General features: G+C 41.2%; 20 protein-coding genes and 1 pseudogene. 13 read left to right on the top strand and 8 right to left on the bottom strand.

What is annotated here, in order from left to right; genetic code table 11:
* Positions 1 to 44 precede the first annotated feature (44 nt).
* From AN395_RS13050 to ppx, 3 genes are all read left to right on the top strand, one after another.
* Entirely contained in the window at positions 45 to 551 is a 507-nt protein-coding gene (locus tag AN395_RS13050; protein ID WP_024031441.1) for a glycine cleavage system protein R, read from the top strand.
* 178 nt (positions 552 to 729) lie between these two features.
* Complete coding sequence (gene ppk1, locus AN395_RS13045) at positions 730 to 2,817, top strand: polyphosphate kinase 1 (RefSeq protein ID WP_004587626.1); 2,088 nt, start codon at positions 730 to 732, stop codon at positions 2,815 to 2,817.
* Positions 2,810 to 4,297 (top strand): exopolyphosphatase, encoded by a 1,488-nt coding sequence (gene ppx / locus AN395_RS13040; protein WP_054983259.1) that lies wholly within the window; start codon positions 2,810 to 2,812, stop codon positions 4,295 to 4,297. Before ppk1 ends, ppx begins: the two co-directional genes overlap by 8 nt.
* Positions 4,298 to 4,489: 192 nt before the next feature.
* Here ppx and AN395_RS13035 read toward each other — a convergent pair whose 3' ends face one another.
* From AN395_RS13035 to AN395_RS13005, 7 genes and pseudogenes are all read right to left on the bottom strand, one after another.
* A complete protein-coding gene (locus AN395_RS13035) occupies positions 4,490 to 4,945 on the bottom strand; it encodes a hypothetical protein (RefSeq protein ID WP_054983258.1) in 456 nt (151 codons plus the stop codon).
* A gap of 293 nt (positions 4,946 to 5,238) precedes the next feature.
* Positions 5,239 to 8,361: an efflux RND transporter permease subunit gene (locus tag AN395_RS13030; RefSeq protein ID WP_054983257.1), complete on the bottom strand. Its 3,123-nt coding sequence runs from the start codon at positions 8,359 to 8,361 to the stop codon at positions 5,239 to 5,241.
* Positions 8,358 to 9,893 (bottom strand): efflux RND transporter periplasmic adaptor subunit, encoded by a 1,536-nt coding sequence (locus tag AN395_RS13025; protein ID WP_054983256.1) that lies wholly within the window; start codon positions 9,891 to 9,893, stop codon positions 8,358 to 8,360. Before AN395_RS13025 ends, AN395_RS13030 begins: the two co-directional genes overlap by 4 nt.
* Before the next feature lie 4 nt (positions 9,894 to 9,897).
* Positions 9,898 to 11,220: a TolC family protein gene (locus tag AN395_RS13020; RefSeq protein WP_054983255.1), complete on the bottom strand. Its 1,323-nt coding sequence runs from the start codon at positions 11,218 to 11,220 to the stop codon at positions 9,898 to 9,900.
* Positions 11,221 to 11,481: 261 nt separating this feature from the next.
* On the bottom strand, positions 11,482 to 11,847 hold the full coding sequence (locus AN395_RS13015) for a hypothetical protein (RefSeq protein ID WP_235576578.1): 366 nt from the start codon (positions 11,845 to 11,847) through the stop codon (positions 11,482 to 11,484).
* A 63-nt stretch (positions 11,848 to 11,910) separates the two neighbouring features.
* Complete coding sequence (locus AN395_RS13010; protein WP_054983254.1) at positions 11,911 to 12,519, bottom strand: paraquat-inducible protein A; 609 nt, start codon at positions 12,517 to 12,519, stop codon at positions 11,911 to 11,913.
* Positions 12,520 to 12,521: 2 nt separating this feature from the next.
* Positions 12,522 to 13,785 (bottom strand): annotated as a pseudogene (locus AN395_RS13005) (EAL and HDOD domain-containing protein).
* Positions 13,786 to 13,930: 145 nt separating this feature from the next.
* On the opposite strand from AN395_RS13005, the gene AN395_RS13000 reads away from it, so the two are divergent.
* The 3 genes from AN395_RS13000 (at position 13,931) to AN395_RS12990 (ending at position 16,258) form a co-directional block, all read left to right on the top strand.
* The gene (locus AN395_RS13000; protein WP_054983253.1) at positions 13,931 to 14,689 is read left to right on the top strand and encodes an ABC transporter substrate-binding protein; all 759 of its coding nucleotides are present in this window, start codon (positions 13,931 to 13,933) and stop codon (positions 14,687 to 14,689) included.
* 69 nt (positions 14,690 to 14,758) lie between these two features.
* On the top strand, positions 14,759 to 15,325 hold the full coding sequence (locus AN395_RS12995; RefSeq protein ID WP_054983252.1) for an alkylphosphonate utilization protein: 567 nt from the start codon (positions 14,759 to 14,761) through the stop codon (positions 15,323 to 15,325).
* Between the two features lie 117 nt (positions 15,326 to 15,442).
* A complete protein-coding gene (locus AN395_RS12990; RefSeq protein WP_054983251.1) occupies positions 15,443 to 16,258 on the top strand; it encodes an META domain-containing protein in 816 nt (271 codons plus the stop codon).
* A gap of 43 nt (positions 16,259 to 16,301) precedes the next feature.
* Here the strand turns inward: AN395_RS12990 and AN395_RS12985 are convergent, their stop codons facing one another.
* Complete coding sequence (locus AN395_RS12985) at positions 16,302 to 17,141, bottom strand: 23S rRNA (adenine(2030)-N(6))-methyltransferase RlmJ (protein WP_029772041.1); 840 nt, start codon at positions 17,139 to 17,141, stop codon at positions 16,302 to 16,304.
* Between the two features lie 238 nt (positions 17,142 to 17,379).
* Here AN395_RS12985 and zapB point away from each other — a divergent pair, with 238 nt between their 5' ends.
* The 7 genes from zapB (at position 17,380) to AN395_RS12950 (ending at position 22,676) form a co-directional block, all read left to right on the top strand.
* Complete coding sequence (gene zapB, locus AN395_RS12980; protein ID WP_024031454.1) at positions 17,380 to 17,610, top strand: cell division protein ZapB; 231 nt, start codon at positions 17,380 to 17,382, stop codon at positions 17,608 to 17,610.
* Positions 17,610 to 17,912: a cell division protein ZapA gene (locus tag AN395_RS12975; protein WP_004587640.1), complete on the top strand. Its 303-nt coding sequence runs from the start codon at positions 17,610 to 17,612 to the stop codon at positions 17,910 to 17,912. Before zapB ends, AN395_RS12975 begins: the two co-directional genes overlap by 1 nt.
* 62 nt (positions 17,913 to 17,974) lie before the next feature.
* The gene (locus AN395_RS12970) at positions 17,975 to 18,997 is read left to right on the top strand and encodes an MBL fold metallo-hydrolase (RefSeq protein ID WP_054983250.1); all 1,023 of its coding nucleotides are present in this window, start codon (positions 17,975 to 17,977) and stop codon (positions 18,995 to 18,997) included.
* A 36-nt stretch (positions 18,998 to 19,033) separates the two neighbouring features.
* Entirely contained in the window at positions 19,034 to 20,512 is a 1,479-nt protein-coding gene (locus tag AN395_RS12965; protein ID WP_054983249.1) for a LysM peptidoglycan-binding domain-containing protein, read from the top strand.
* A gap of 67 nt (positions 20,513 to 20,579) precedes the next feature.
* Positions 20,580 to 21,068 (top strand): peptidylprolyl isomerase, encoded by a 489-nt coding sequence (locus AN395_RS12960; protein ID WP_024031457.1) that lies wholly within the window; start codon positions 20,580 to 20,582, stop codon positions 21,066 to 21,068.
* Between the two features lie 26 nt (positions 21,069 to 21,094).
* Entirely contained in the window at positions 21,095 to 21,823 is a 729-nt protein-coding gene (locus AN395_RS12955) for an SDR family NAD(P)-dependent oxidoreductase (protein ID WP_054983248.1), read from the top strand.
* Positions 21,824 to 21,833: 10 nt separating this feature from the next.
* On the top strand, positions 21,834 to 22,676 hold the full coding sequence (locus AN395_RS12950) for an amidohydrolase (RefSeq protein WP_054983247.1): 843 nt from the start codon (positions 21,834 to 21,836) through the stop codon (positions 22,674 to 22,676).
* Positions 22,677 to 22,679: the final 3 nt, after the last annotated feature.

Raw genomic sequence — 22,679 nt, 5'->3', positions numbered from 1 at the left:
TAATGCCTACGCATTTACATTTTCAGGCTTAGAGAGAGCTATTTATGAAGCAGTTGGTGATCACCATTTTAGGGCAAGACCGGCCCGGATTAGTAGAAAGTATTTCATCGGTTATCTTGCAAAATAAGGGTAACTGGCTGAGCAGTAATTTAAGCCACTTACTAGGCCACTTTGCCGGTATTATTCAGGTAGAAGTAGCGCAAGAGCACTTTGAAGCATTGCAAAACGCATTAAATGCCTTACCTAAACTCGACGTACGGATTGAAACTGGCAACACAGAAGTAGAGCCAAGTAGCAAAGAGCAAATAAATTTTGTCATTACTGGCAATGACCGCCCGGGCATTGTGCAGGAGCTGGCAAGTGTAATACGCCACAAAGGCGCTAGCATTACTCACTTAAACTCAAGGCAACAAAGTGCGCCAAATTGGGGAGTGCCTATTTTTAGTGCCGTAGCTACAGTCACCTTACCCAGTGGTATGAATAAAGAAGAAGTTATTGATGCACTTGAATCGATTACCAGTGATTTAATTGTAGATATTGAAGAGGCATAGCCCAAACGCCGTTGACATAAAAATGACATGGTAGTCATTTTTATGTCATCTAACTGGCGTATGTTTGAGTAAAAAGGGCTGATTATTACTACTTTTATCGTTTTTTACATTGTAAACCTCATAAGCGCACGCACAGCCCCAAATTAAATTTGAAACATATCCTGATAACGGAATAGATATGAATGCCCATATAGAACCCCCTCAAACAACTGAATATTTTGCAAAAGAATTAAGCTGGCTGTCATTCAACGAGCGTGTACTACAAGAGGCTAAAGATAAAAATAACCCGATTATTGAGCGCATGCGTTTTTTGGGCATTTTCTCTAATAATTTAGATGAATTTTTTAGAGTACGCGTTGCTGATGTAAAGCGCCGAATTTTATTAAATAAACTCCCCGATGCTAATTTTGAAGAAGACGAAATACTGCTTAGTGAAATACAAAAAAAAGTACTGCAGTTAGGCAAAAAATTTAACCACATACACCAGCAGGTATTAACCGACTTAAACCATCATAACATTCATGTAAGTCGCCCCGATGAGCTCAGTGAGTTTCATTTAAACTGGTTAAAAAATTACTTTCATGATCACGTTCTGCAACATACCTCTCCTATTTTGCTAAACGAGAACAAAGACTTCTCTACCTATATAAACGACACCATGACCTACTTATTTGTAGAAATGAGTGATGAAAAAAGTTATTACGCAATGCTTGAGGTACCCACCGACAGGGTTGATCGCTTTATAAACCTGCCTCCAGAAAAAACCCGCCGCCATAAAACCATTGTAATGCTTGATGATGTCATCACTTACTTTTTAAACGATGTATTTAGTAGCTTTTTTTCTTATAAAAGCATTGCCGGTTATGCGATAAAATTAACTCGCGATGCAGAGTACAACCTAGACGACGAGCTAGAGGCTGGCTTACTTGATAAAATGTCTAAAGGGTTAAAACAACGTATTTATGCTGAGCCAGTAAGATTGGTTTACGATCAAGCCATGCCTGAAAACATGCTAAAAGTGATGAAAAAGCGCCTCGGTGTCACGCATCATGATGCGTTAATTCCTGGGGGGCGTTATCGTAATTTTAGAGACTTTATATCGTTTCCTAATGTAGGGCGCCAATATTTAGAAAACAAACCCCTCCCAGCATTGCAAAGTAGTGCGTTTAATAAACATGCCAGTGTATTTGACGCTATTAGCGAGCAAGATATTTTACTGTATTACCCCTATCATACTTTTAATCATGTGCTTGAATATGTGCGCCAAGCGGCCTTCGACCCTAAGGTTACGCAAATAAAGGTTAATATTTATCGTGTAGCGAGCAAATCTAGGCTGATTTCATCGTTAATTAATGCCGCACAAAACGGTAAATTAGTGACCGTTATGGTTGAGCTAAAAGCACGTTTTGACGAGCAAAATAATATTGAATGGGCAAAGGTGCTAAGCAGTGCAGGTATTAAAGTAATTTTTGGTATACCCGCACTAAAAGTGCACAGCAAATTATGTGTGGTGCACCGTAAAGAAAAAGGCCAAATAGTAAAATATGCTCATATTGGCACAGGCAATTTCCATGAAAAAACAGCCAAAATTTACACTGACTTTAGCCTATTTACTCGCCACACTGGTATTTGTGAAGAAAGCGACAGCGTATTTAGATTTATAGAAAGCAGTTATAAACCGTTCAAATTTGACTACTTAATGCTTTCGCCAATTAATGCCCGTGAAACGCTGCTTAATTTAATCAATAACGAAATTGACCATGTTAAAAACAACAAACCAGGCAAAATAACGGTAAAAATAAATAACCTCGTCGATAAAGAGCTGGTAGACAGGCTTTACCTAGCTGGTCAAATCGGCGTTAAAATTAGAATTATTGTACGTGGCATGTGCTCGCTCATCCCTGGCGTGCCTAAACTTAGCGATAATATTAAGGTAATTAGTATTGTTGATCGCTTTTTAGAGCATCCTCGCGTAATGGTATTTGGTAACAATGGCGATGAAAAAGTATTTATATCTTCAGCTGATTGGATGACACGTAACCTAGATCATCGTGTTGAAGTAGGCGTTCCTATTTTGGATGTTAAGTTAAAACGCCTTATAGTTGATATATTAGAGCTACAATTTAAAGACCGCACCAAAGCACGCATTATTGATAGCGAGCAAAAAAACGCTTATGTAAGAAGGGGTAACCGTAAAAAAATTCGCTCGCAGATAGCAATTTACGATTATCTAAAAAAATGGGAACACACTTATTATAATGAATGATCATCCTTCAATAGCCGCAGTTGATTTAGGCTCCAACAGCTTTCATTTAGTGGTTGCCCGAGAAGTAAACGGCACTTTGCAAATTTTGCACAAAGAAAAACAACGCGTTTATTTAGCCGATGGGCTAGATGATAAATTTCGCTTAAGCCAAGCTGCAATAGACCGCGCCCTCGTGGTACTAAAGCAATTTGCTAAAACCTTACATGAGTTCCCCGCAAGTAATGTAAAGGTAGCTGCCACTTACACTTTTAGGCGCGCTAAAAATATTAACGCCTTTTTAGCCCAAGCTAGCGCTGTGTTTCCTTTTCATATTGATGTAATTGCAGGTCAAGAAGAAGCGCGCCTTATTTATCAGGGCGTTGCGCATTATGTTCATAATGAAGAAAACCGTTTAGTGATCGATATTGGCGGTGGCAGTACCGAGCTTATAATAGGTAAACATTTTAAGCATAAGCTTTTATCTAGCCGTAATATGGGCTGTGTTAGCTTTACAAAGCAGTTTTTTAGCGATGGAAAAATAACGGCCAAACGCTTTAACAAAGCGCAAATAAGAGCCGAGCAAGAGCTTGAAGCCATTTTTTCTAATTATGTAAGCGAAAATTGGCAAACAGTAATTGGCACGTCGGGCACTATAAAGTCAATTTTAGCGATGATAAGCGCCACAAATCCGCAGCAACCTAACATTACTTACGACGATTTACTCTCGTTAAAACAACAGTTTATTAGTGCTAAACATATTGATAACTTAGCTATTGCAGGGCTTACACCCGAGCGCCAACAAAGTATATGTGGTGGTTTAGCAATTTTAATTGCGATATTTACAGAGTTTGCCATTAAAGAGCTGACCTACAGCGATTTTTCGTTGCGCGAAGGGTTGCTGCACGAAATGCAGCAAAAGCTGGCCGATAAAGATATTCGCTCAAACACCATTAATAATTTAAGTGAGCGCTACACCGCTGATAAAGCGCATGCAGCGCGTGTTGCTGATACGGCTATTTGGCTCTATAAACAGTTAAAAAATGTATGGCATTTAGATAATAACGACGATATTGCTTTGTTAACTTGGGCAGCAAAATTACACGAAATTGGTTTATCAATTAACTCATCAGGGATTAACAAACACAGCGCTTATATAGTGGCGAATAGTCAATTACCCGGTTTTACGCAGCAAGAGCAACTTATTTTAAGCTCACTTATACGCTTTTATCGTAAAAAAATTAAACTGACTGAGCTGCCTGAGTTTTTAACTATTTCTCAAAAGCACGTGCTTAAACTGATTGTTATTTTACGCTTGGCCATTTTATTTAATCAAAAGCGCCAAGTGAGCTTAAAGCCGGATATGGAAATAAGCGCAAGCAACTTAGGGTTATTTATTAAGTTTAGTAACAGCTATTTACAAGAGCATACATTGCTACAAGCAGACCTAGAGCAAGAGCAGCTCTATCTTAAAAAAGCAGGGATTCAGTTTGAGTGCGTTTAATTTTATAAGGCTATTAAAAGCCTGTGACATTGTTTATTCTAAAGTAAAGTAACTACGACCCGCGCTTTTTAAAGTGAGCTTGCTGCTTTACTTACGCCCCATGTAAAGCACACATAATAAAGCGCCCTCGGGTAAACCCAAGGGCGTTTGAAGCTTTACCTATAAAGATAAAACCAGGTTATTTTATCAGGTTTACATATCCATATGTCGGTTTGAGCTTTGCATCATTTGCTTAACGCCTTGCTTTTCAAGCTCTAAAATTTGCTCGAGCTTTTCTTTACCGTTTTCTGTCTCAGCGCGCTCTAATAAGTACTCGTAAAGTTCGATTACTTTTTTGTGCTGCTTAGAGAGGTAGTTTTGAATCACCTTTTCATCAAATTCTTGGTCTTTGCTAATATCGTTAAACGTAATTAACTCGGGGTTGTCTGCAAAGTATTCGTAGCTGTAAGTATCTAAGGTGTTGATCTCTGTAATTGCTTTAAAGCCAACTAAGTCTTCAGCTAACTTTTTTTCATAATCTAAATAATAGTCCACTAGCATCGCGTTACGTTCATCAAGTAACTCCTTAACGCTGTAAAAATTTGCCGCCATTTGTGTGTGAAATAGAACGGTCCAATCGTACACTTCTTTAATTGTTTTAACTTGCATGTGCATTCCTTACTAAGTTGACTGTATAAGGTATAGGTTGCGTAAACCGTGCCAACATAAACTCAATTAAAAACAATGCATTAAAAATAAAAAAACAGGAGCTAGGCGGGTTATTTGGTACAAGTTACAAAATACGGGTAATTTTTATAGGGCAATAAAATGGGTATTGCCCACCGTGTGTTACTAGAGCGTGCTGAATTAGGAGCAGCTATCATGCTCACGAGGGTACAAACCGTACACCGCAATTTAACCGCCCCTACATTCAGCAAGTTTTAACTCACAAAGAACAACAACTATTGACTAATATGCTGCTTTTTCCACAGTAAATACACCGCAGGTATAACCAATAACGTAAGTATAATTGCGCTTAGCATCCCACCTACCATCGGCGCAGCTATTCTGCTCATCACTTCGCTACCGGTGCCGGTGCCGTATAAAACGGGTAATAAGCCAGCAATAATGGTAGCTACCGTCATCATTACGGGACGCACTCTTAGCCCTGCACCTTGCATAATAGCGTGTTGTAACGCTTGTAAGTTAAATGCTGTTCCAGTTTGCTCGCACTGCTGGCGCTGCTCTGTATAAGCTTGGTTTAAATATACAAGCATTATGACGCCTATTTCTACGGCAACACCGGCCAATGCAATAAACCCTACACCCACTGCCACCGAAAAGTTAAACGCTTCAAAGTACATTAGCCAAATGCCGCCCACCATAGCCAAAGGAAGGGTGGCAATAATAATAAGTACTTCGCTTAGGCATTTAAAATTAAGGTATAGCAGTATTACAATAATCGCGAGTGTAAGCGGGATCACATAAGTAAGCTTTGCTTTTGCGCGTTGCATGTATTCGTACTGCCCTGCCCAAGTAATTGAATAACCTGCGGGTAATTGTAGGTTATCGCCAAGTACTTGCTGAGCTTGTGCTACATAGCTGCCAATATCACTGCCTTTAATATCAATTAAGCTCCACCCATTTAAACGCGCGTTTTCGCTTTTAATGCCGGTAGGGCCATCTTCAATAAATACATTAGCAACATCGCCAAGTGCAATATGTTGGCCTGATGGTGTAATAATAGGTAATAATTTTAAATCTTCAGGCGAAGCACGAAAGCTCTGCGGGTAGCGTAAATTTACCGGGTAACGCTGTTGCCCTTCAATTGTTTCAGTCACGTTTGAGCCGCCAATTGCAGTGGCCACAACCTGTTGTATGTCGGCTATATTTAGATTATACCGTGCTGCTTTTTCGCGGTTTATATCCACTTTAATATAACGCCCTGTGGCTACACGCTCTGAATACACTGAGGCTGTGCCGGGCACATCTTTTAACAATTGCTCAATTTGCTGCCCAATGTTTTGAATTTCTAACAGGCTTGGGCCCGCAATTTTAATACCCACAGGCGTTTTAATACCGGTGGCAAGCATATCAATTCGCGTTTTTATTGGCATAACCCACGCATTTGTAAGGCCCGGTAATGTAACTAAGCTTTCCAGCTCTGCTTTAATTTTTTGCTTCGTCATGCCCTCTCGCCACTGTGATTTGGGCTTAAACTGAATAAAGGTTTCAATCATTGTCAGCGGTGCCGGGTCGGTTGCGGTATCGGCGCGCCCTATTTTACCAAATACAGTTTTCACTTCAGGTACAGAGGCTATGAGCTTATCTGTTTGCTGTAAAATTTTTCGCGCTTCACCAATAGAAAGCCCAGGGTAAGTTGTAGGCATATACATTAAGTCGCCTTCATCTAGCAAAGGAATAAACTCACTGCCTATTTTATTTACCGGATAAAAGCCTATAACCGTCACTATAAATGCAATAAATAACGTACTTTTTGGAAATTTAAGTACGGTGGCTAACAACGGTTTATACCCTGCAACCAAGGCTCTATTAACTGGGTTTTTATGCTCAGAAATGACCTTACCCCGAATAAAGTAGCCCATTAGCACCGGTACTAACGTTATAGCTAAACCGGCAGAGGCTGCCATCGCATACGTTTTTGTATAAGCAAGCGGGGCAAACATGCGCCCTTCTTGCGCCTCTAAAATAAATACAGGCATAAAACTTACAGTAATAATGAGCAAACTAAAAAATAACGCAGGGCCTACCTCGGTGGCCGATTTAGTCACTATTTGCCAGCGGTTTTGCTTGGTCAGTGGCGTTTTTTCCATGTGTTTATGCATGTTTTCTATCATTACAATAGCACCATCTGTCATAGCGCCAATAGCAATAGCAATCCCGCCTAACGACATGATATTAGCGTTTACGCCTTGCCAATACATCACAATAAAAGCCATTAATATACCCATAGGCAAGGTAATAATAGCCACCAGCGATGAGCGCACATGAAATAAAAATACCACGCACACTAAGGCTACAATAATGAGCTCTTCAAACAATTTACTACTCAGGTTATCGACCGCGCTTTTTATTAACGTGGAGCGGTCGTAAACCGGAATTATTTCAACCCCTTCGGGTAACCCTTGTTTTAAAGACTCAAGTTTTGCTTTTACCCGAGAAATCGTTTCTTGGGCGTTTTCGCCATAACGCATCACCACAACGCCACCCGCAACCTCGCCTTCGCCATTTAGCTCTGCAATGCCTCTTCGCATTTGAGGACCTAAGCGTACATTTGCTACATCTCGTAATTGTAATGCACTTCCTTGGGCGTTAATTCCTAATGGAATGGCTTCTAAGTCGGCGACACTTTTAATATAACCTGTGCTGGTTACCATGTATTCGGCTTCAGCCATTTCGATTACTGAGGCGCCAGTTTCTTGATTACCTTGGCTAATTGCAGTTTGTATCAAACTAAGAGGAAGGCCATAAGCACGTAACTTAACGGGGTCTACAACCACTTGGTACTGCTTTATCATGCCACCTACAGCAGCGACCTCAGATACACCTTCAACACTTTGTAGTTCAAATTTTAAAAACCAATCTTGCAAACTACGAAGCTGGCTTATATTGAGCTGATTTGTTTTATCGACTAACGCATATAAATAAACCCAACCCACTCCTGTGGCATCGGGCCCAAGTTGTGCCTTTGCACTTGCAGGCAAGCGGCTTTCTACCTGACTTAAATACTCTTGTACGCGGCTTCGGGCCCAATAAATATCGGTATTTTCATCAAAAATAATATACACATACGAGTCGCCAAAAAACGAAAAACCACGCACCGTTTTAGCGCCAGGCACAGACAGCATTGCCGTGGTGAGCGGGAAGGTAACTTGGTCTTGCACTACTTGGGGCGCTTGGCCTGGGTAGCTGGTTTTAACAATTACCTGTACGTCCGATAAATCCGGAAGTGCATCAACGGGTGTCTGTTTTACACTGTAAATACCCGCGCCAAATACAATAATACTCAGTAACAAGACGAGAAAACGATTAACAACCGACCAGCGAATAACAGCAGCTATCATAATGACTCTCCATGCATTGAATGATGAGCTGCGCCTTCGTCAGAAGGATGCTCAGCAATTTTGCTTATTACAAATTCGCCCTCAATAATGCTAAACGTAAAATGAACCTGCTGATCAGGAGAAAGCGCACTAATATCAAGCTCTTTAGCAAGTATAAAGTCCATAGTAGCAGGGCCTCTGTTCCATTTAGCGATAGCCTCTCTACTAATATTAATAACTCGCTGCGCTGCGTTTATATTATTTATGGTTCCCATTACTGTAGCTGTTTGAACCGCTTCAGCCTTGTCCATTTCCATGTTAGGCATGTCGCTCATGGCGTTAGTGCTTGGCGCGCTCATACGCTTAAAGTCCGAGTCTTTACTCGATTCAGAGTCTATTAAAAACTGCGCAGCAGTCACAACATGGTCTTCTTTGGTAATGCCCGATAGAATAGCCACCTCATGTTGGCTAATTTGCCCTACTTTTACCGCCACCGATTTAAAACGCCCATCGCCTAGAGCAAGTACTACTCGGTTTTGTGCACCTGTACGAATGAGCGCTTGCTTAGGTATAACTAATTGCGGTGAGTCACTGTGTGTGTGAATACTTACTTGGGCAAACATATTAGGCTTAAGTAGTCCTGCGGTATTTTCAAAACGCAGCCTTACACGTAGAGTACGGTTTTGAGCATTCAGCGCTGGATAAATGTAATCTACTACGCCCTGCCACTGCTTACCTTGAATGTAATCAAGGGTCATTGTAACGGGTAGCCCTTTGCTCACTAAAGCTGCTTGGCGCTCAAATACTTCTGCCTCTACCCATACTTGATCTAATTTAGCGATACTCATCATTGAGGTGTTGGGCTTAACATAAAAACCTTCTCGGATATTAAGCTCATCAAGCACTCCACTTTGACGCGCGTAAAATGTAATGTTTTGCATCACTTTTTTATTTTTTTCTAAGCGCTTAATAAAGCCATCAGACACATTTAGCGACTCTAAACGCGCTTTAGCAGCCCTGATCAATACGCTGTTTTTTCTATTTACTGCGAGTAAAAATTCTTCTTGTGCGTTCACAAGCTGAGGAGAGTAAAGCGTGTAAAGTGGCTCACCAGCACTAACGAGCTCCCCTTGCGCTTTTACAAATAGGGTTTCTATCCACCCTTCTACGCGGGGGTGAATATGGGTTAACTGATCTTGATTGTATTGCACATAACCGATTGTTTGAATATCACTTTGCAGTGTTTTTACTTGCACTTTACTGGTTTTAACGCCTAAGTTGTTAACCACTTCAGGTGATATTTTTATAGTACCTGGGCTGTCTTTTTCAGCGTTTGCATATACAGGCACCAGCTCCATCCCCATTGGTGATAGCCCTGGTTCATCGCGCCTATAGTTACTGTCCATTGGCGCAACCCAATACAGCGGCTTCGCTTTTTTATTACTAGCGGTTGTGGCTAAGTGCTCGGTATTATCAATCAACCAGCGATTAGCAATAAACATTAACGCGGCACCAATAAGCAGCGCTACAAGGTATTTTAAGTTAGTTTTCATTGTTTTATCCTTGTAACTCAGCCATTACTAGCGAGTCTAAACTGGCTGCGTAATAATTTAAGCGAGCAATAATTATGTGTTTGTCTATTTGAATATTAAGGGCATCTATTTTGGCGTTTAGCTCACTAATACGCGCGCGCATAACATCAGAAAAGTCGCCATCGTCACGGGTATACGCGTTTAAAGTAGCCTGAGCTTGTTGCGACATTTGCGGTAATAATGTGTTTTGATAAAGCGTATTGCGCTGCTCAATTCGCTCAAGCTGACTAACCTCTTTAAAGTACTGTCCTTTTAGGCTTTGTAGCGCCACGCGTTTGTCGGTTTTAATGGCCTCTGCATTAGCAATAGCCGCATTAACTTGCTGATCTTGCCTGTTATCGGTAAATAAAGGTAAATCAATACTCACCCCCACCGAAAGCAAATCAGCACGCGATTCACCAGCTTGGTTATCAGCGCGGTAGCCATAACCCATATTTACGCCAAGTTGTGGCTTATAACTTTGTTTAGCAAGGCTCACTTGTGTGCGTTTAGCGGCTATACGTTGATCTATAGCCACTATAGAGGGATGCGCCATAAGTAACTTAATGAGCTCATCAAAGTCTAAGCTATTAAATTGGGTAAGCGGGGCTGGCGCTGTAAAAGTTAGGCTTAATGGTTGGCGTAATATGCTCTGTGGTAACCACTGGGCTAACCCTTGTTTAGCGGCATCTAGCTGCTGCGCTAATACAATCAGTTTATCTTCAAGGCGTGTGAGCTCCAATTGTGAGCGAATAATATCTTGCTGACGGGTTTTACCTAAACTACTGGAGTAACTGGCTTCAGTAACTTCAATTAACTGGCTAAACAATGCTTTATCTTGTTCAATTAACGCAATACTTTGCTGTGCTCTGTAGGCATTTAACCACAGCTCCATTACCCTCGCTTTTACTTGCGCCTTTCGCTGCGCCCTAAGCCACGGGTGCTCAAGTGCCTCTTCTTTTATTGCTTGTTGGCTAAGTGCCAGGCTATTACCACGGCTAAAGCTTTGGCTTATACCCAGTTTTAACTGCGTCATGTTTTCTTGATCAAACGCAAAACCATCTACGGGTACGCTTTGCAAACCTATGCTTAATACGGGGTCTGGTAGAGTACCTGCAGCAATACTTTGCGCTGTGGCGGCGGCTTGCTTTTGCTCACTGGCGCTTAGCCACGGCTCGTTATTGAGTGCTAGGTTTATGGCATCCGTTAAATTAAGGGTTGATGCTTTTGCTATGGCATCACTATTAAATACAGCACCAAATAAGGTGGCGCTCAGTAATACAGCTTTAAAAATTACAGTGCGGGTCATTGCCTGCTCCATCTAAAATTAAAAATAAAATCTTAAATTAACAAGCAGAACAGGCGTTTTAAGCGAATATAGCTAAATTTCACTCATACCAATGGTGTTAAATTAGTCGTTATGTATAGCGACAGTTAAATAGAGTGATAACAAAGCATAAATATCGGCATGTAGGTGTTCTACATGAGAGGTTTATAACGCTGTTAACGCTTTATTTGGCACGCTAAATACTAAATAATCAAGTCGATTGGTATCACACCTATCCTGCGTTTAAGCAAACATAGGAGGGCGATATAAAGTATTACTAGGGGGGGAGGAAATACCGCTATTAAGCTGGGTAACTTTTTCACTCGATAACGAAAAAGCAGTAAATAAGGCCGGGGACGTTAAAATAGAGCTGCTTCCACAGCCATTTATTGGGCAATGACAATCATTTTGAACATCTGCTTCATCACTGCAGCAATCCATTTCCATCATATCTGTATGCAATTTACTCTCGCTCATTACATGTGTGGCATGCTTTGCTGATAGGCTCATATGTGGCATTTCGCACTGCTGATTTACAGACGCAACGGCTTGCCCCACAAACGTGAGTAGCATCACAACAACGAGTAAATTTGAGTAAAAACGCTGCAAAACAAAGCCTATTAAGTAAATTACTTAGTAATAATATTTGAGTTATTGAGCTAACTCAAATAATTAATTTTCTTTTTTAGGTGGTGTAACTAAGCTACTCGCTAAAATAGCAAAAATACAATATGCGCTAAAATACCAAAATCCTTCACCAAAAGTACTATGCATAATTAGGAAATCGCTACTTTGGCCATGTGCATTGCCTGCCAAATAAGTCACTATTAACGCAATAACAAACACATCCACCATGCTCCACTTGCTCAGTGCGCAAATAACCACACCTAACTTATTTTTAAATCTGCTTGCCGACAAGCAGCAATACAGTAATTGCAGCAATAATTTTAAGCTTGGGATCACAATAGAGAACAACCCAACTAACGCCGCTACAAATAAATTATTATTATTAGCTAGCTCGTTTACGGTTCCCCAAATACTTTGTGTTTTGCTGTACGCGTTTATTTCACCCTCTAATTTATCAAGTCCTAACATGCTAGAGAACATCATTAACATACTACGGGTACGGCCATCGCCTTCCTCAGCCAGCATTTCTATGCCTGCTTTGGCGAGTTGCGATTTATCAATGTTGCCCTCAATCGATAATACAGGTTTGGTAACACCAGGAAATAGCAGCCCTAATGCAACCACAATACTTAAAATAGATAACCAATTACGCATATTTATTCTGCAATAGCCTCAATAATTTCGTCACTATACAACAGTGCATCAAGAACATAATTAAAAATATGACCTATATGCAAATCACTGTTTATTGCCGGCATTAACACCGCTATTTTATCCATTTCATCTAGTTCAAACGCCCTAATAAGCGCAAGGCTTTGCCCTAAAATGCCCTCATTGTTTAATAATGCCTGGGCAATACTTTCATCTAGCGAAAACTCTTTAACAATTGCTTCAAGGTTTGTATCTAAAATTGCATCCATCACAGAAAACAACCCAACCAAGTAGCCCTGACCAACCAGTTCTGCGTGGTTTTGCCCTAGCAATAGCGCAATAAACTGCGCTCTGGTTAAGGCAAGTTTTGTGAGTTCTGAGGGTTTATCGGCGCCTAATTCGCTCAGCGCCAGCACGCGTACCAGTTGCCTTATGCTGTCCTCTCCTAAATACACAACCGCTTGCGAAAGAGGTAATTGTTAATTTAGTACTGCCCGAGCGGGCATTCGCTAATTTCAATACTCGCGCTGTAATTGCCACGTCTCTGGCTACTTGTTTTTGTATTTCATCAAAGCATAAAGATTCTTTTGCCGTAAAGCGCAGTAAATCAAACACAATCACCTTACCCGGCTCCACATCTTTGTAAGTGATCATCTCTGGGCGGGCAAAAAAGTAACCCTGAAATAAATCGCAACCGGCTTGTTTTAACGAGTGAAATTGCGCATGAGTTTCTATGCGCTCAACAATAATTTTTGCATGCGGATTAGCGCGTTTAATTTTTTTTATGCGCATATTAGTTTTAATTATTACATCGTCCATTTCAATTTTGATGTAATCTACATGCGCAAGTAATGGCGCCCATTTATCGTCGCCATCGTAATCATCTAGGGCAAACTTGTATCCCTCTTGCTTGAGCGCTTTCACGCGCTGAGTTACCTCAGCTATTTTGTTCGTACGCTCAACGATTTCTAACACACAATTTTGTGGTACTAACAATTTAGGAAAGTTTTCTAAAATAGTGGCTGAAGAAAGGTTAATAAACGCTAAATGATGCGCTGTAAGTTTGTCTGGCCCTAGCATCATCAGTGTATTAAAAAACAAACGGCTAGTTGCTTGCTCATCAGATGTTCCCACAGGAAATGCATTATGGGCTGAATCACGATAAAGCAGCTCATAAGCAAACACATTCTGCTGCGCATCAAAAATAGGTTGCCTTGCAACAAACTGTGTTAGCTTTTGTCCGTTCTGAAAAATATTTGTGGGATTCACTTAATAAAAACCTATCTAATTTGGCGCTGTTTATTACAATGAGGTTATACACTGTAATTCAACTGCTATGAAGATTCTAGGATCATTGCAAGCGGAGTTAAATTACATAACGCTCAAGGTTAAAAGTTTAGCAAAGGTTACGTATTTGTATTTTTTAAAGTTGTTTTTATCCTTATTTATTTTGCATCTTGCTACGTTTGCTCATGCCCAGCAAAACCAGCCAGAACTAAATTACAATGTCAGTGCGTCAGGTAGTCACTACCCTTTTTACACCGGCAACCCAGAAAAACCCGGCATTTTGCCAGAAATAATCACCGCTTTAATGGCGCAAGCAAATATTACCGCCAATCACGTCGAGCTTCCCACTAAGCGAATTACCAAATATTTAGAAAACGGCTTTATTGATTTTGATGTAATTTCTTTAAAATGGTTAGCGCAAAGCGAGCGAGATAATCCTTACTATATTTTTTCAGAGCCGCTGATCCCCGCAACCGAAATGATTGTCGCGCTGCCTGATAACGTCGCGCAGTATCAAACTAAGCAAAGTTTATACTCTAAAGAGGTCGGTACAGTACTTGGCTACTACTACCATGATGATGCAAAATTTAACCGAGTCGATTTTCCCTCTGAAAAAGAGCTAATGATTGCATTATCTAAAGCGCGTATTAATGTTGCCGTTATGGGTACTCATACCGCAGCGTATTGGTCTAAACAACTAAATATTAATACTGAGTTTGGCGCCCAGCATTCGCATGGTTATTTAAGAGTGCGTTTACTTGCTAAGCACAAAGCGTTACTGCCTAAAATTAACCAAGCCCTTGCACACTTACATAGCAGTGGTTACATAAAACACATTGAAGATAAATACATTAACCCAATACCCGCACAAAATTTAAGGGATTAGTATCGCCGCCTACCTTTGCTAGGGTATAATACGGCCAAATGTAAACCTCTTCCTATATAAGAACGCCTTATGAGTATTGAAAAAGCCTTAATCGAGCGCAGTAATAACCAGTGTGAATTATGCAGCGCAACCGAACACTTATCTGTTTACGAAGTGCCTCCTGTTACCGAAACCCATTCAGACAAATGCATTTACACCTGCCAAACCTGTAAAGATCAAATAGAAAACAACAGCGAGCTTACCCCAACACATTGGCACTGTTTAAACGACAGCATGTGGAGCCAAACACCTGCCGTACAAGTAGTGGCTTACAGAATGCTAACGCGCTTAGCTGTTGATAATGGCTGGGCACAAGATGCGCTCGACATGATTTACCTAGAAGAAGACACCCTTACTTGGGCCAAAAAAGCCCTTGCTGAAGATGACGATATAAAACACATAGACAGTAACGGCGTAGTGCTACAAGCTGGCGATACGGTTACTTTAATTAAAGACTTAGACGTTAAAGGTAGTAGCTTGACCGCCAAACGCGGCACAGCAGTACGCAATATAGGCTTAACAAATAACCCTGAACATATTGAAGGGCGAGTAGACGGCCAACGTATTGTTATTTTAACAAAGTTTGTAAAAAAATAGCGTTAAAGCATTATATTAAGGCGCATTAGTGCCTTTTTTTGTGCCTAAAAAAATTAAGCCATGATTAAGCTCCTCCCCCCTACACTTACCAGCAATATAGGAATAAGGAGCGCAAGCATGGCAAAGCAGCAATTTAGGTTTCAAAAACGTACATTTACTGGCTTAGGTTTATTAGCCCTAAGTGCACTCACATTAGCGGGCTGTGAAAAACCTGCTAACGAATCACAACCCACAGTACAAGAAAAAAGCGTTATGGGTTTAACCACGCAAGTGAGCTATAAAGATCGCAGTATGCCACGCCCTGGCTCACAACTAATTGTAACGCTATCTGATGTGTCAAAAGCAGATGTAAAAGCCGAAATAATTACGCAACAAGTAATTGATATAAATAAAGCGCCGCCGTATACCGTGGAGCTAGCTTATGATGACAACAACATTGTTGATAAACACCGCTATAACCTCACCGCTAGAATCATTAATAAAGACAAGGTTCTTTATACCAGCACAATGCAGTACGACCCTTTTAAAAATGCAAACTCGGGGATTCTTCACGAAATTGAGCTTGAAAAAGTCGCCTCACCTAAAAGCGATGTTACCCTTACAAATACATACTGGAAAGCCGTTACAATTAACGCGCAAACAGTCAGTGTAAGAACAAAAGAGCCATTTATACAATTTGATAAAGATAACCGCGTTAACGGCTTTTTAGGGTGTAATAACGTCAGCGGCAGCTATAGCACAGATCAACATTCAATTTCGTTTAGCCAATTGGCAAGTACAAAAAAAATGTGCTCACAAAGCATGGAGCAAGAAGCGGCTATGTTAAACATGCTCAATAACACGCAAAAGTGGGCTATAGAAGGCGAATCTTTAGAACTAAAAGATAGCAGTGGCAATACGCTTGCCACCTTTAATGCGGTTTATTTTAATTAAATAAAAGCCCAGCTGGGCTTTTACTTTTAATAATGGCAGGCAGTTATTCGTCGACTAACTGCTCGCTTCTATAAAACCCGCTAGGCTCACTTAAAAGCTCAACTAATTCAGGTAATATGCTGTCCATAGTTTGTTTTAATTTCCACGGTGGGTTAATAACAATCATGCCTGATGCCGTCATACCGTGTACGTCAGTATCCGCTTGCGTGCCTAACTCAAATAATTGAATATTACGCATTCCCGACTCAATCAACCCTTGCTCCATCGTATTGATTCGCTCTCTATCAACAACGGGATACCAAATCATATATGTGCCGGTAGCAAAGCGCTGGTGCGCCTTAACTAGTGTGCTTACTACAGTATCGTAATCGTCTTTTATCTCATAAGGTGGGTCAATAAGCACACATGCACGGCGCGAAGCTGGCGGAAGTAGCCCTATTAATCCGGCAAAACCGTTTTCGCCACGTACGCGAATAGAGCGCTTACCTTGCATGTTTTGCTCAAGTAACTGCAAATCGCGCGGGTGTAATTCAAAAAACCAGCCTTTGTCTTGACGACGTAAGTAATGCTCAGCAATTTTTGGCGAACCGGGGTAAAACGCCAGTTCGTCCCCATCATTAAACGATTTAATTAATGCAATATAATCGTTTAGCGCCTCGTGCTCACTGCTATGTTGCCAAAGCTTAGCAATGCCCTCTTTGTATTCTTGTGTTTTTTGGGCGTCAGATGAACTTAACTCAAAAAATCCCGCACCAGAGTGGGTATCAATATAATCGAGAGGTTTATCTTTAATGGTTTGATATTGAAGTACCTGTGCAAGTACTAAATGTTTAAGCACATCGGCAGGGTTACCTGCATGAAAAGAGTGTCTGTAACTAAGCATTGTTAATTTTCGCTATACGCAATTTAATATCGGCAGTGAACCATAAGCTCTGTATTTTGGCAACCTATACACCGCTTAGCGAGCAGTTAAGTGAACCATTTATGAACAAAAAAGCCGCCACCCTGAATTATCACTTAATAAACAATAAAATTGTGCTAAAACCACCGTAAATGCTGGCAAAACAACACACTTTGCTTTACATTTGCATGACATTAATTACAGTTATATGAGCGCCTTTATGAACAACACAACTCTTCAACAACTCGAACAACTGATTGACTCGCTTATCGAGCGCAACAACCAATTACAAACAGATGTTGCTAGCTTAAAAGAGCAAAACGCAAAACTAAGTGACGAAAACGAAATTTTACAACTAGAAGCCCTTGAAAACGAAGAAAAGCAAAAAGATGCCAGCTCTACGTTAACAGGCTTACTTGATAAACTACAAAGCGCACAACAGGCAAGCTAATGTCTGAGCTGCAAAACCAGCGGGTCACAGTTGAGTTGCTAGGTAAAGAGCAGCAGTTTGCATGCCCGGTTGGGCAAGAAGATGCATTAATAGCAGCAGCACAAAATTTAAATGACTTGGTTGAGCAAACAAAGCAACGCTCATCAGTTCGCAACGAACAACAGGCGATACTTTTAGCAGCACTTACACTTAGCCATGAGTTGCTAGAAGCTAAAACGCATGCCAGTGTAGAGCAACAGCAGCAAGATCAACTCATTGATAAACTCAGCCAATGCTTGGCGAGTGACCCAATAAAAAAATAAAAAGCGCCCCGTGCGCTTTTTGTTTATTATGAGGGTAAATAAATGCTGCGCAGAGACACACTATGACATTAAAACCCCTTTTAGTAACTGTAATCCCCGCCCTTTTTATTACCCTTAGCCTATTTTCTCACTCTAGTAAGGCAGCGGTTACTTGGCAGCAAATAAACGAAAATGTACAATTTTTAAAACAACAAGATAAGCTACGTTTTTACGATTCCAACCAAGTGCTCATAGAGGGCGAGCAATGCGCACTCATGGTAGATGCAAGCGGAAACTTTGCAGCCGTTGAAGCACTGGCAAAACAGTTAAAAAAACACCTTAAAACCCCGCTCTGTTATTTAGTTGCGACCCACTTTCATGACGACCATTTACTCGGCATGGCCGTATTACAAAATGCCTTCCCAAAAGCGCAGCTAATAGTGCATAAACAGGTAGCCGATAATTTTGCCACATACCAACAGGCTTATGATGATAAGTTAGCAGGCTATGAAAAAAGTATAGAGCTGAGCTATCAGCGCTTAGCCACATTGCCCGAGCAACAGCAAGCACAGTGGCGCGAAAAGCTCTCTTTAGCTAAACAACGTTTTTTACGTTGGAAAACCTATCACTTAAAATCACCTAGCACCGTAATCAGCGAGCAACAAAGTATTGATTTAGGTAGCTTTGCGGTACAAATAACACCCGAAAAAGCCCACACAAACGGCGATTTAACACTTAGTACCAATAATGGCACGCTGCTAATAGGCGGCGATATTGTTGACTGGCTACCCTACCCCGGCCACGGCCAGTTACAAAATTGGCAAGCCTTGCTCAAACGCTATATTAATCAGCCTAATTTGCGTACAATACTTCCCGGCCACGGCGGGGCGCTTGTAAAAGCGCAACTTAAGCAGCCTTTAATGTTTTTAACAAATTTAATAACCCATGTGAAAAAAAATAAAAAACAAACGCTTGATCAACTTACTGAGAGTTTCCCTGCGGATGTTTTAGCACCATATAAACAAGAAGCGTTAAATACAAAGTCGAGCCAGTTATTTTTACAGGCTGGGCTTAAGCGCGCCCAGTTAATTGAGCACGCGCAGTAGTGTTATAAAATAAAGGATTGTAGATAAGAGATGAAGATGCGTGGATTGCTTGTAAGTTGTGTAATTATTTTTTTGTATGGCTGTAACAGCACACAAACACAACCCGAAACAGACGCACCACAAATTTTTACTCACTTTGAGCCAAGCTACGAAAACCAAATAGAGCTTGAGCCTGTACAGCCAAAACAATTACAGCAAGCCAATACTGCACCGCCGGTAAAGGCAAAAAAAACAATTGTAAAAAAGCGCCCCACCAAAGCTAAAAACCTATGGGTGCATATCGCCAACAACCTACATTTTACGGTGTATCAAAATCGCGCCTTAAAAAAGCGTATTAACTGGTATTTAAAACAACCGAACTATTTACCCACGGTAAATAAACGCGCCGCGCCTTATTTGTATCATATCGTAAAAAAAATTGAGCAAAAGCGCCTACCTATGGAGCTGGCTTTACTGCCCTTTGTAGAAAGTGATTTTAGACCCACCATTGCCTCATCGCAGCAAGCGGTAGGCGTTTGGCAATTAGTGGCCGCCACAGCGCATCATTTTGGGATTAAATCCGATCAGTGGTATGACGGCCGACAAGATGTACTTGCCTCCACCGATGCCGCACTTGAATACCTCAGCTATTTACACAAACGCTTTGATGGCGACTGGCTACACGCCCTAGCGGCTTATAATAGTGGTGAGGGGCGTGTTAAACGAGCCATTGAGCGAAATAAAAAACGCGGTAAAAGTACCGATTACTTTTCTCTAAAGCTGCCAAAAGAAACGGCCGACTACGTACCTAAACTGTTAGCGCTAAGCTACTTAGTTAAGCACCCGCAAAAAGGCTTTAAGCGTCCTAAACTGGCTAATAAACCAATAACAACGCAAATGAATGTGGGCCAACAGTTTGATTTTTCGGTCATCGCTAAGCTCTCTGGGGTTGGCTCAAAACAGTTGCACGCGCTTAACCAAGGCTATTTAAAAAATCAAAGCTCACCGAATGGCCCCCACTCATTGCTTTTACCTATCGGCCAAGAGGCACTGTTAAAAAGTCAGTTTTTTAAGTCTAATTTTGCAGGCGAATACATCGTTAAAAAAAATGATACGCTATACAGCATTGCAAGGCGCTTCAACATGTCGCTAAACGCGTTAAAGCAGCTCAATGGCAAACAAAATAATATGATAGGCATAGGTGAAAAACTGCTGGTTGGACAGCCTAAAACGCTCCCAAAATCGCTCACTATAGATTATCAAATTAGTCCTTATTTAGAGCCACAAGAAGTCGTGATCCCCACTCTTGAAATAGGCTATGAAGTAAAACAAGGCGATAGCTTGTGGAGCATTAGTCAGCTTTACGAAGTGCCGCACAGTGATTTAGCTAAATGGAACAACTTAAGTGCCTCAAGCATTTTAAAGCCTGGCACGCAATTAACGCTATTTATTCCCCAGGCAGAAAAACCCAAACAGCCGCAGCAAAAACAAGATTTACTGCAAGATCTACAAAAATCACTTATTCAACCACGCTGAGTTTATAAAGCTCGGTATTTCGCGTAAAATCGGCTTTTAACTTAGTCAAAAACTTAAAGAGACAAGCATGCAAATTAGCAAAAATTCAGCAGTTGAATTTCATTACACATTAAGCGAAGCGGGCGAGCAACTAGAAAGCAGTGTAAACCACGCGCCTCTTAGCTATATTCATGGCAGCGAAGGCATGCTTCCTGGCTTAGAAAAAGCCCTTGAAGGCAAAGCAGCTGGCGATAAGTTTAGCGTAACACTTGAGCCTAGCGAGTCATACGGTGAGCGCGTTGACGATTTAATTCAGCGTATTCCGCTTAAGCACCTACAAGGTGACGTAAAAGTGTGGAAACCAGGTATGACTGCGATGGTGCACTCAAACCAAGGCCAACATCAGGTAACATTAGTTAAAGTAGGCCGCTTTAATGCAGATTGTGATTTAAACCACCCGTTTGCAGGCAAAACGCTAACGTTTGATTTAGAAGTGGTATCGGTTCGTGAAGCAACCAGTGAAGAGATTTCGCATGGCCATGTTCACGCTGAAGGCGGCTGTGGTCACTCTCACTAATCACACACCTTAAATTAGGAGCAAGTATGTCTAAGGTTGCTATTGTTACAGGCGGTACAAAAGGCATTGGATTAGCGGTTGTAAAACGCTTTATTGAAAATGGCTACACGGTGCACAATCTGGATATTGAGTACAGCGAGCTCGGGGTTTTTCACCAATGCGATGTGAGTAATGTTAGTGCTGTAAAAGCCTGTATTACGGCCATTTGTAAACAAAGCCCACGCATAGATGTACTTGTTTCTAACGCCGGTAAACACCTCAGTGCTAGCATAGAGGATACCGATGAGCACACTTTCGATGCGTTATTTGCATTGAACGTTAAAGGGGCTTATGCGGCTGTACAAAGTGTACTACCCAGCATGAAAGCGCAAAACAATGGCGCCATTATTTTAATAGCCTCAGATCAGGCAATAATTGGTAAGCCTAACTCGTTTGCCTACAACCTGACAAAACATGCTCTTGCTTCTATGGCAAAAACTACAGCACTTGATTACGCCCAATTTAATATTCGCGCGAATGCGGTATGCCCAGGGACAATAGAAACCCCTCTATTTCACAACGCGATAGATGCTTATTGTAAAAAAAGTGGGGCTAACAAGGCCGATATAGTGGCAGAAGAGGCAAGCCTTCAACCGCTAAACCGCTTAGGACAAGCTGATGAAGTTGCCGCGTTAGTTAGCTTTTTAGCAAGTGATGATGCAAGCTTTATAACCGGTAGCCTACAAAATATTGATGGCGGCTATACCACACAATGAGCACATGCCGATGAGCCTGAAAATTATTGACCCCCACGTGCATTTTTTTAACCTTGCCGAGGGGCAATATACTTGGCTGCAAGGCGAAAACCCACCAGCATGGCCAAATTTAGAGTTAATAAAACAACCTATTAGCGAAAAAGAGCTACTAGAGAGCAGTGACTTTACCCTCGCCGGTATAGTACATATAGAGGCAGGTTTTGATAACAACGCCCCCATTAACGAACTTAATTGGCTAACGGCGCATTTAAAAAAGCTTCCCTTTAAAGCCATTAGTTACGCTCAGTTAGATTGCGCACCTGTGCAATTTGCAAAAGCAATAAACGCCCTTGCCCACCCGCATTTAATAGGCATACGGGATATCACCGAAGGCTCAGATGCACAGCGATTATTAAACCCAGAGTGCTTTAGTAATTTGCAAACCCTTTGCCAGCAAGGGCTGCATTATGAAGCCCAGTTTGAGCTTGAAAATACTGCAATAGCTGCTCAGCTTGCTCGTTACGCTAAGGCGCTGCCTCAGCTAAAAATAATAATAAACCATGGCGGCCTACCTAATAATATTAATAACTGGCAGCAAAGCATTCGCATGCTAAGTGCGCACAATAATATAGCGATTAAGTTTTCGGGTTTTGAGCTTTTAGCGTTGAATTTACAACAGCAACAAGATTGTTTTGAAACTATGCTCTCGTACTTTGGCGAGCAGCGCATTATGTTTGCGAGTAACTTTCCGGTTTGCCAAATTAACGCAAGCTATAATGATGTTTGGCATAGCCATCAAGCTTTGTGTAAAACAAATAAAATATGGCACAACCTTAGCTACGCAAATGCTAAGCATTTTTATAACATACCCTAGATA

It is taken from the genome of Pseudoalteromonas sp. P1-30 (assembly GCF_001400005.1).
GTDB lineage: Bacteria > Pseudomonadota > Gammaproteobacteria > Enterobacterales > Alteromonadaceae > Pseudoalteromonas > Pseudoalteromonas atlantica.
Note: the sequence above shows the minus strand (reverse complement) of the source record. Positions and strands in the feature narration are given on the sequence as shown.

Coding starts and splice junctions, on each gene's coding strand:
- AN395_RS13050 (WP_024031441.1), top strand. CDS start 45: ATGAAGCAGTTGGTGATCACCATTTTAGGGCAAGACCGGCCCGGATTA.
- ppk1 (WP_004587626.1), top strand. CDS start 730: ATGAATGCCCATATAGAACCCCCTCAAACAACTGAATATTTTGCAAAA.
- ppx (WP_054983259.1), top strand. CDS start 2,810: ATGAATGATCATCCTTCAATAGCCGCAGTTGATTTAGGCTCCAACAGC.
- AN395_RS13035 (WP_054983258.1), bottom strand. CDS start 4,945: ATGCAAGTTAAAACAATTAAAGAAGTGTACGATTGGACCGTTCTATTT.
- AN395_RS13030 (WP_054983257.1), bottom strand. CDS start 8,361: ATGATAGCTGCTGTTATTCGCTGGTCGGTTGTTAATCGTTTTCTCGTC.
- AN395_RS13025 (WP_054983256.1), bottom strand. CDS start 9,893: ATGAAAACTAACTTAAAATACCTTGTAGCGCTGCTTATTGGTGCCGCG.
- AN395_RS13020 (WP_054983255.1), bottom strand. CDS start 11,220: ATGACCCGCACTGTAATTTTTAAAGCTGTATTACTGAGCGCCACCTTA.
- AN395_RS13010 (WP_054983254.1), bottom strand. CDS start 12,519: ATGCGTAATTGGTTATCTATTTTAAGTATTGTGGTTGCATTAGGGCTG.
- AN395_RS12995 (WP_054983252.1), top strand. CDS start 14,759: ATGAGTATTGAAAAAGCCTTAATCGAGCGCAGTAATAACCAGTGTGAA.
- AN395_RS12990 (WP_054983251.1), top strand. CDS start 15,443: ATGGCAAAGCAGCAATTTAGGTTTCAAAAACGTACATTTACTGGCTTA.
- AN395_RS12985 (WP_029772041.1), bottom strand. CDS start 17,141: ATGCTTAGTTACAGACACTCTTTTCATGCAGGTAACCCTGCCGATGTG.
- zapB (WP_024031454.1), top strand. CDS start 17,380: ATGAACAACACAACTCTTCAACAACTCGAACAACTGATTGACTCGCTT.
- AN395_RS12975 (WP_004587640.1), top strand. CDS start 17,610: ATGTCTGAGCTGCAAAACCAGCGGGTCACAGTTGAGTTGCTAGGTAAA.
- AN395_RS12970 (WP_054983250.1), top strand. CDS start 17,975: ATGACATTAAAACCCCTTTTAGTAACTGTAATCCCCGCCCTTTTTATT.
- AN395_RS12965 (WP_054983249.1), top strand. CDS start 19,034: ATGCGTGGATTGCTTGTAAGTTGTGTAATTATTTTTTTGTATGGCTGT.
- AN395_RS12960 (WP_024031457.1), top strand. CDS start 20,580: ATGCAAATTAGCAAAAATTCAGCAGTTGAATTTCATTACACATTAAGC.
- AN395_RS12955 (WP_054983248.1), top strand. CDS start 21,095: ATGTCTAAGGTTGCTATTGTTACAGGCGGTACAAAAGGCATTGGATTA.
- AN395_RS12950 (WP_054983247.1), top strand. CDS start 21,834: ATGAGCCTGAAAATTATTGACCCCCACGTGCATTTTTTTAACCTTGCC.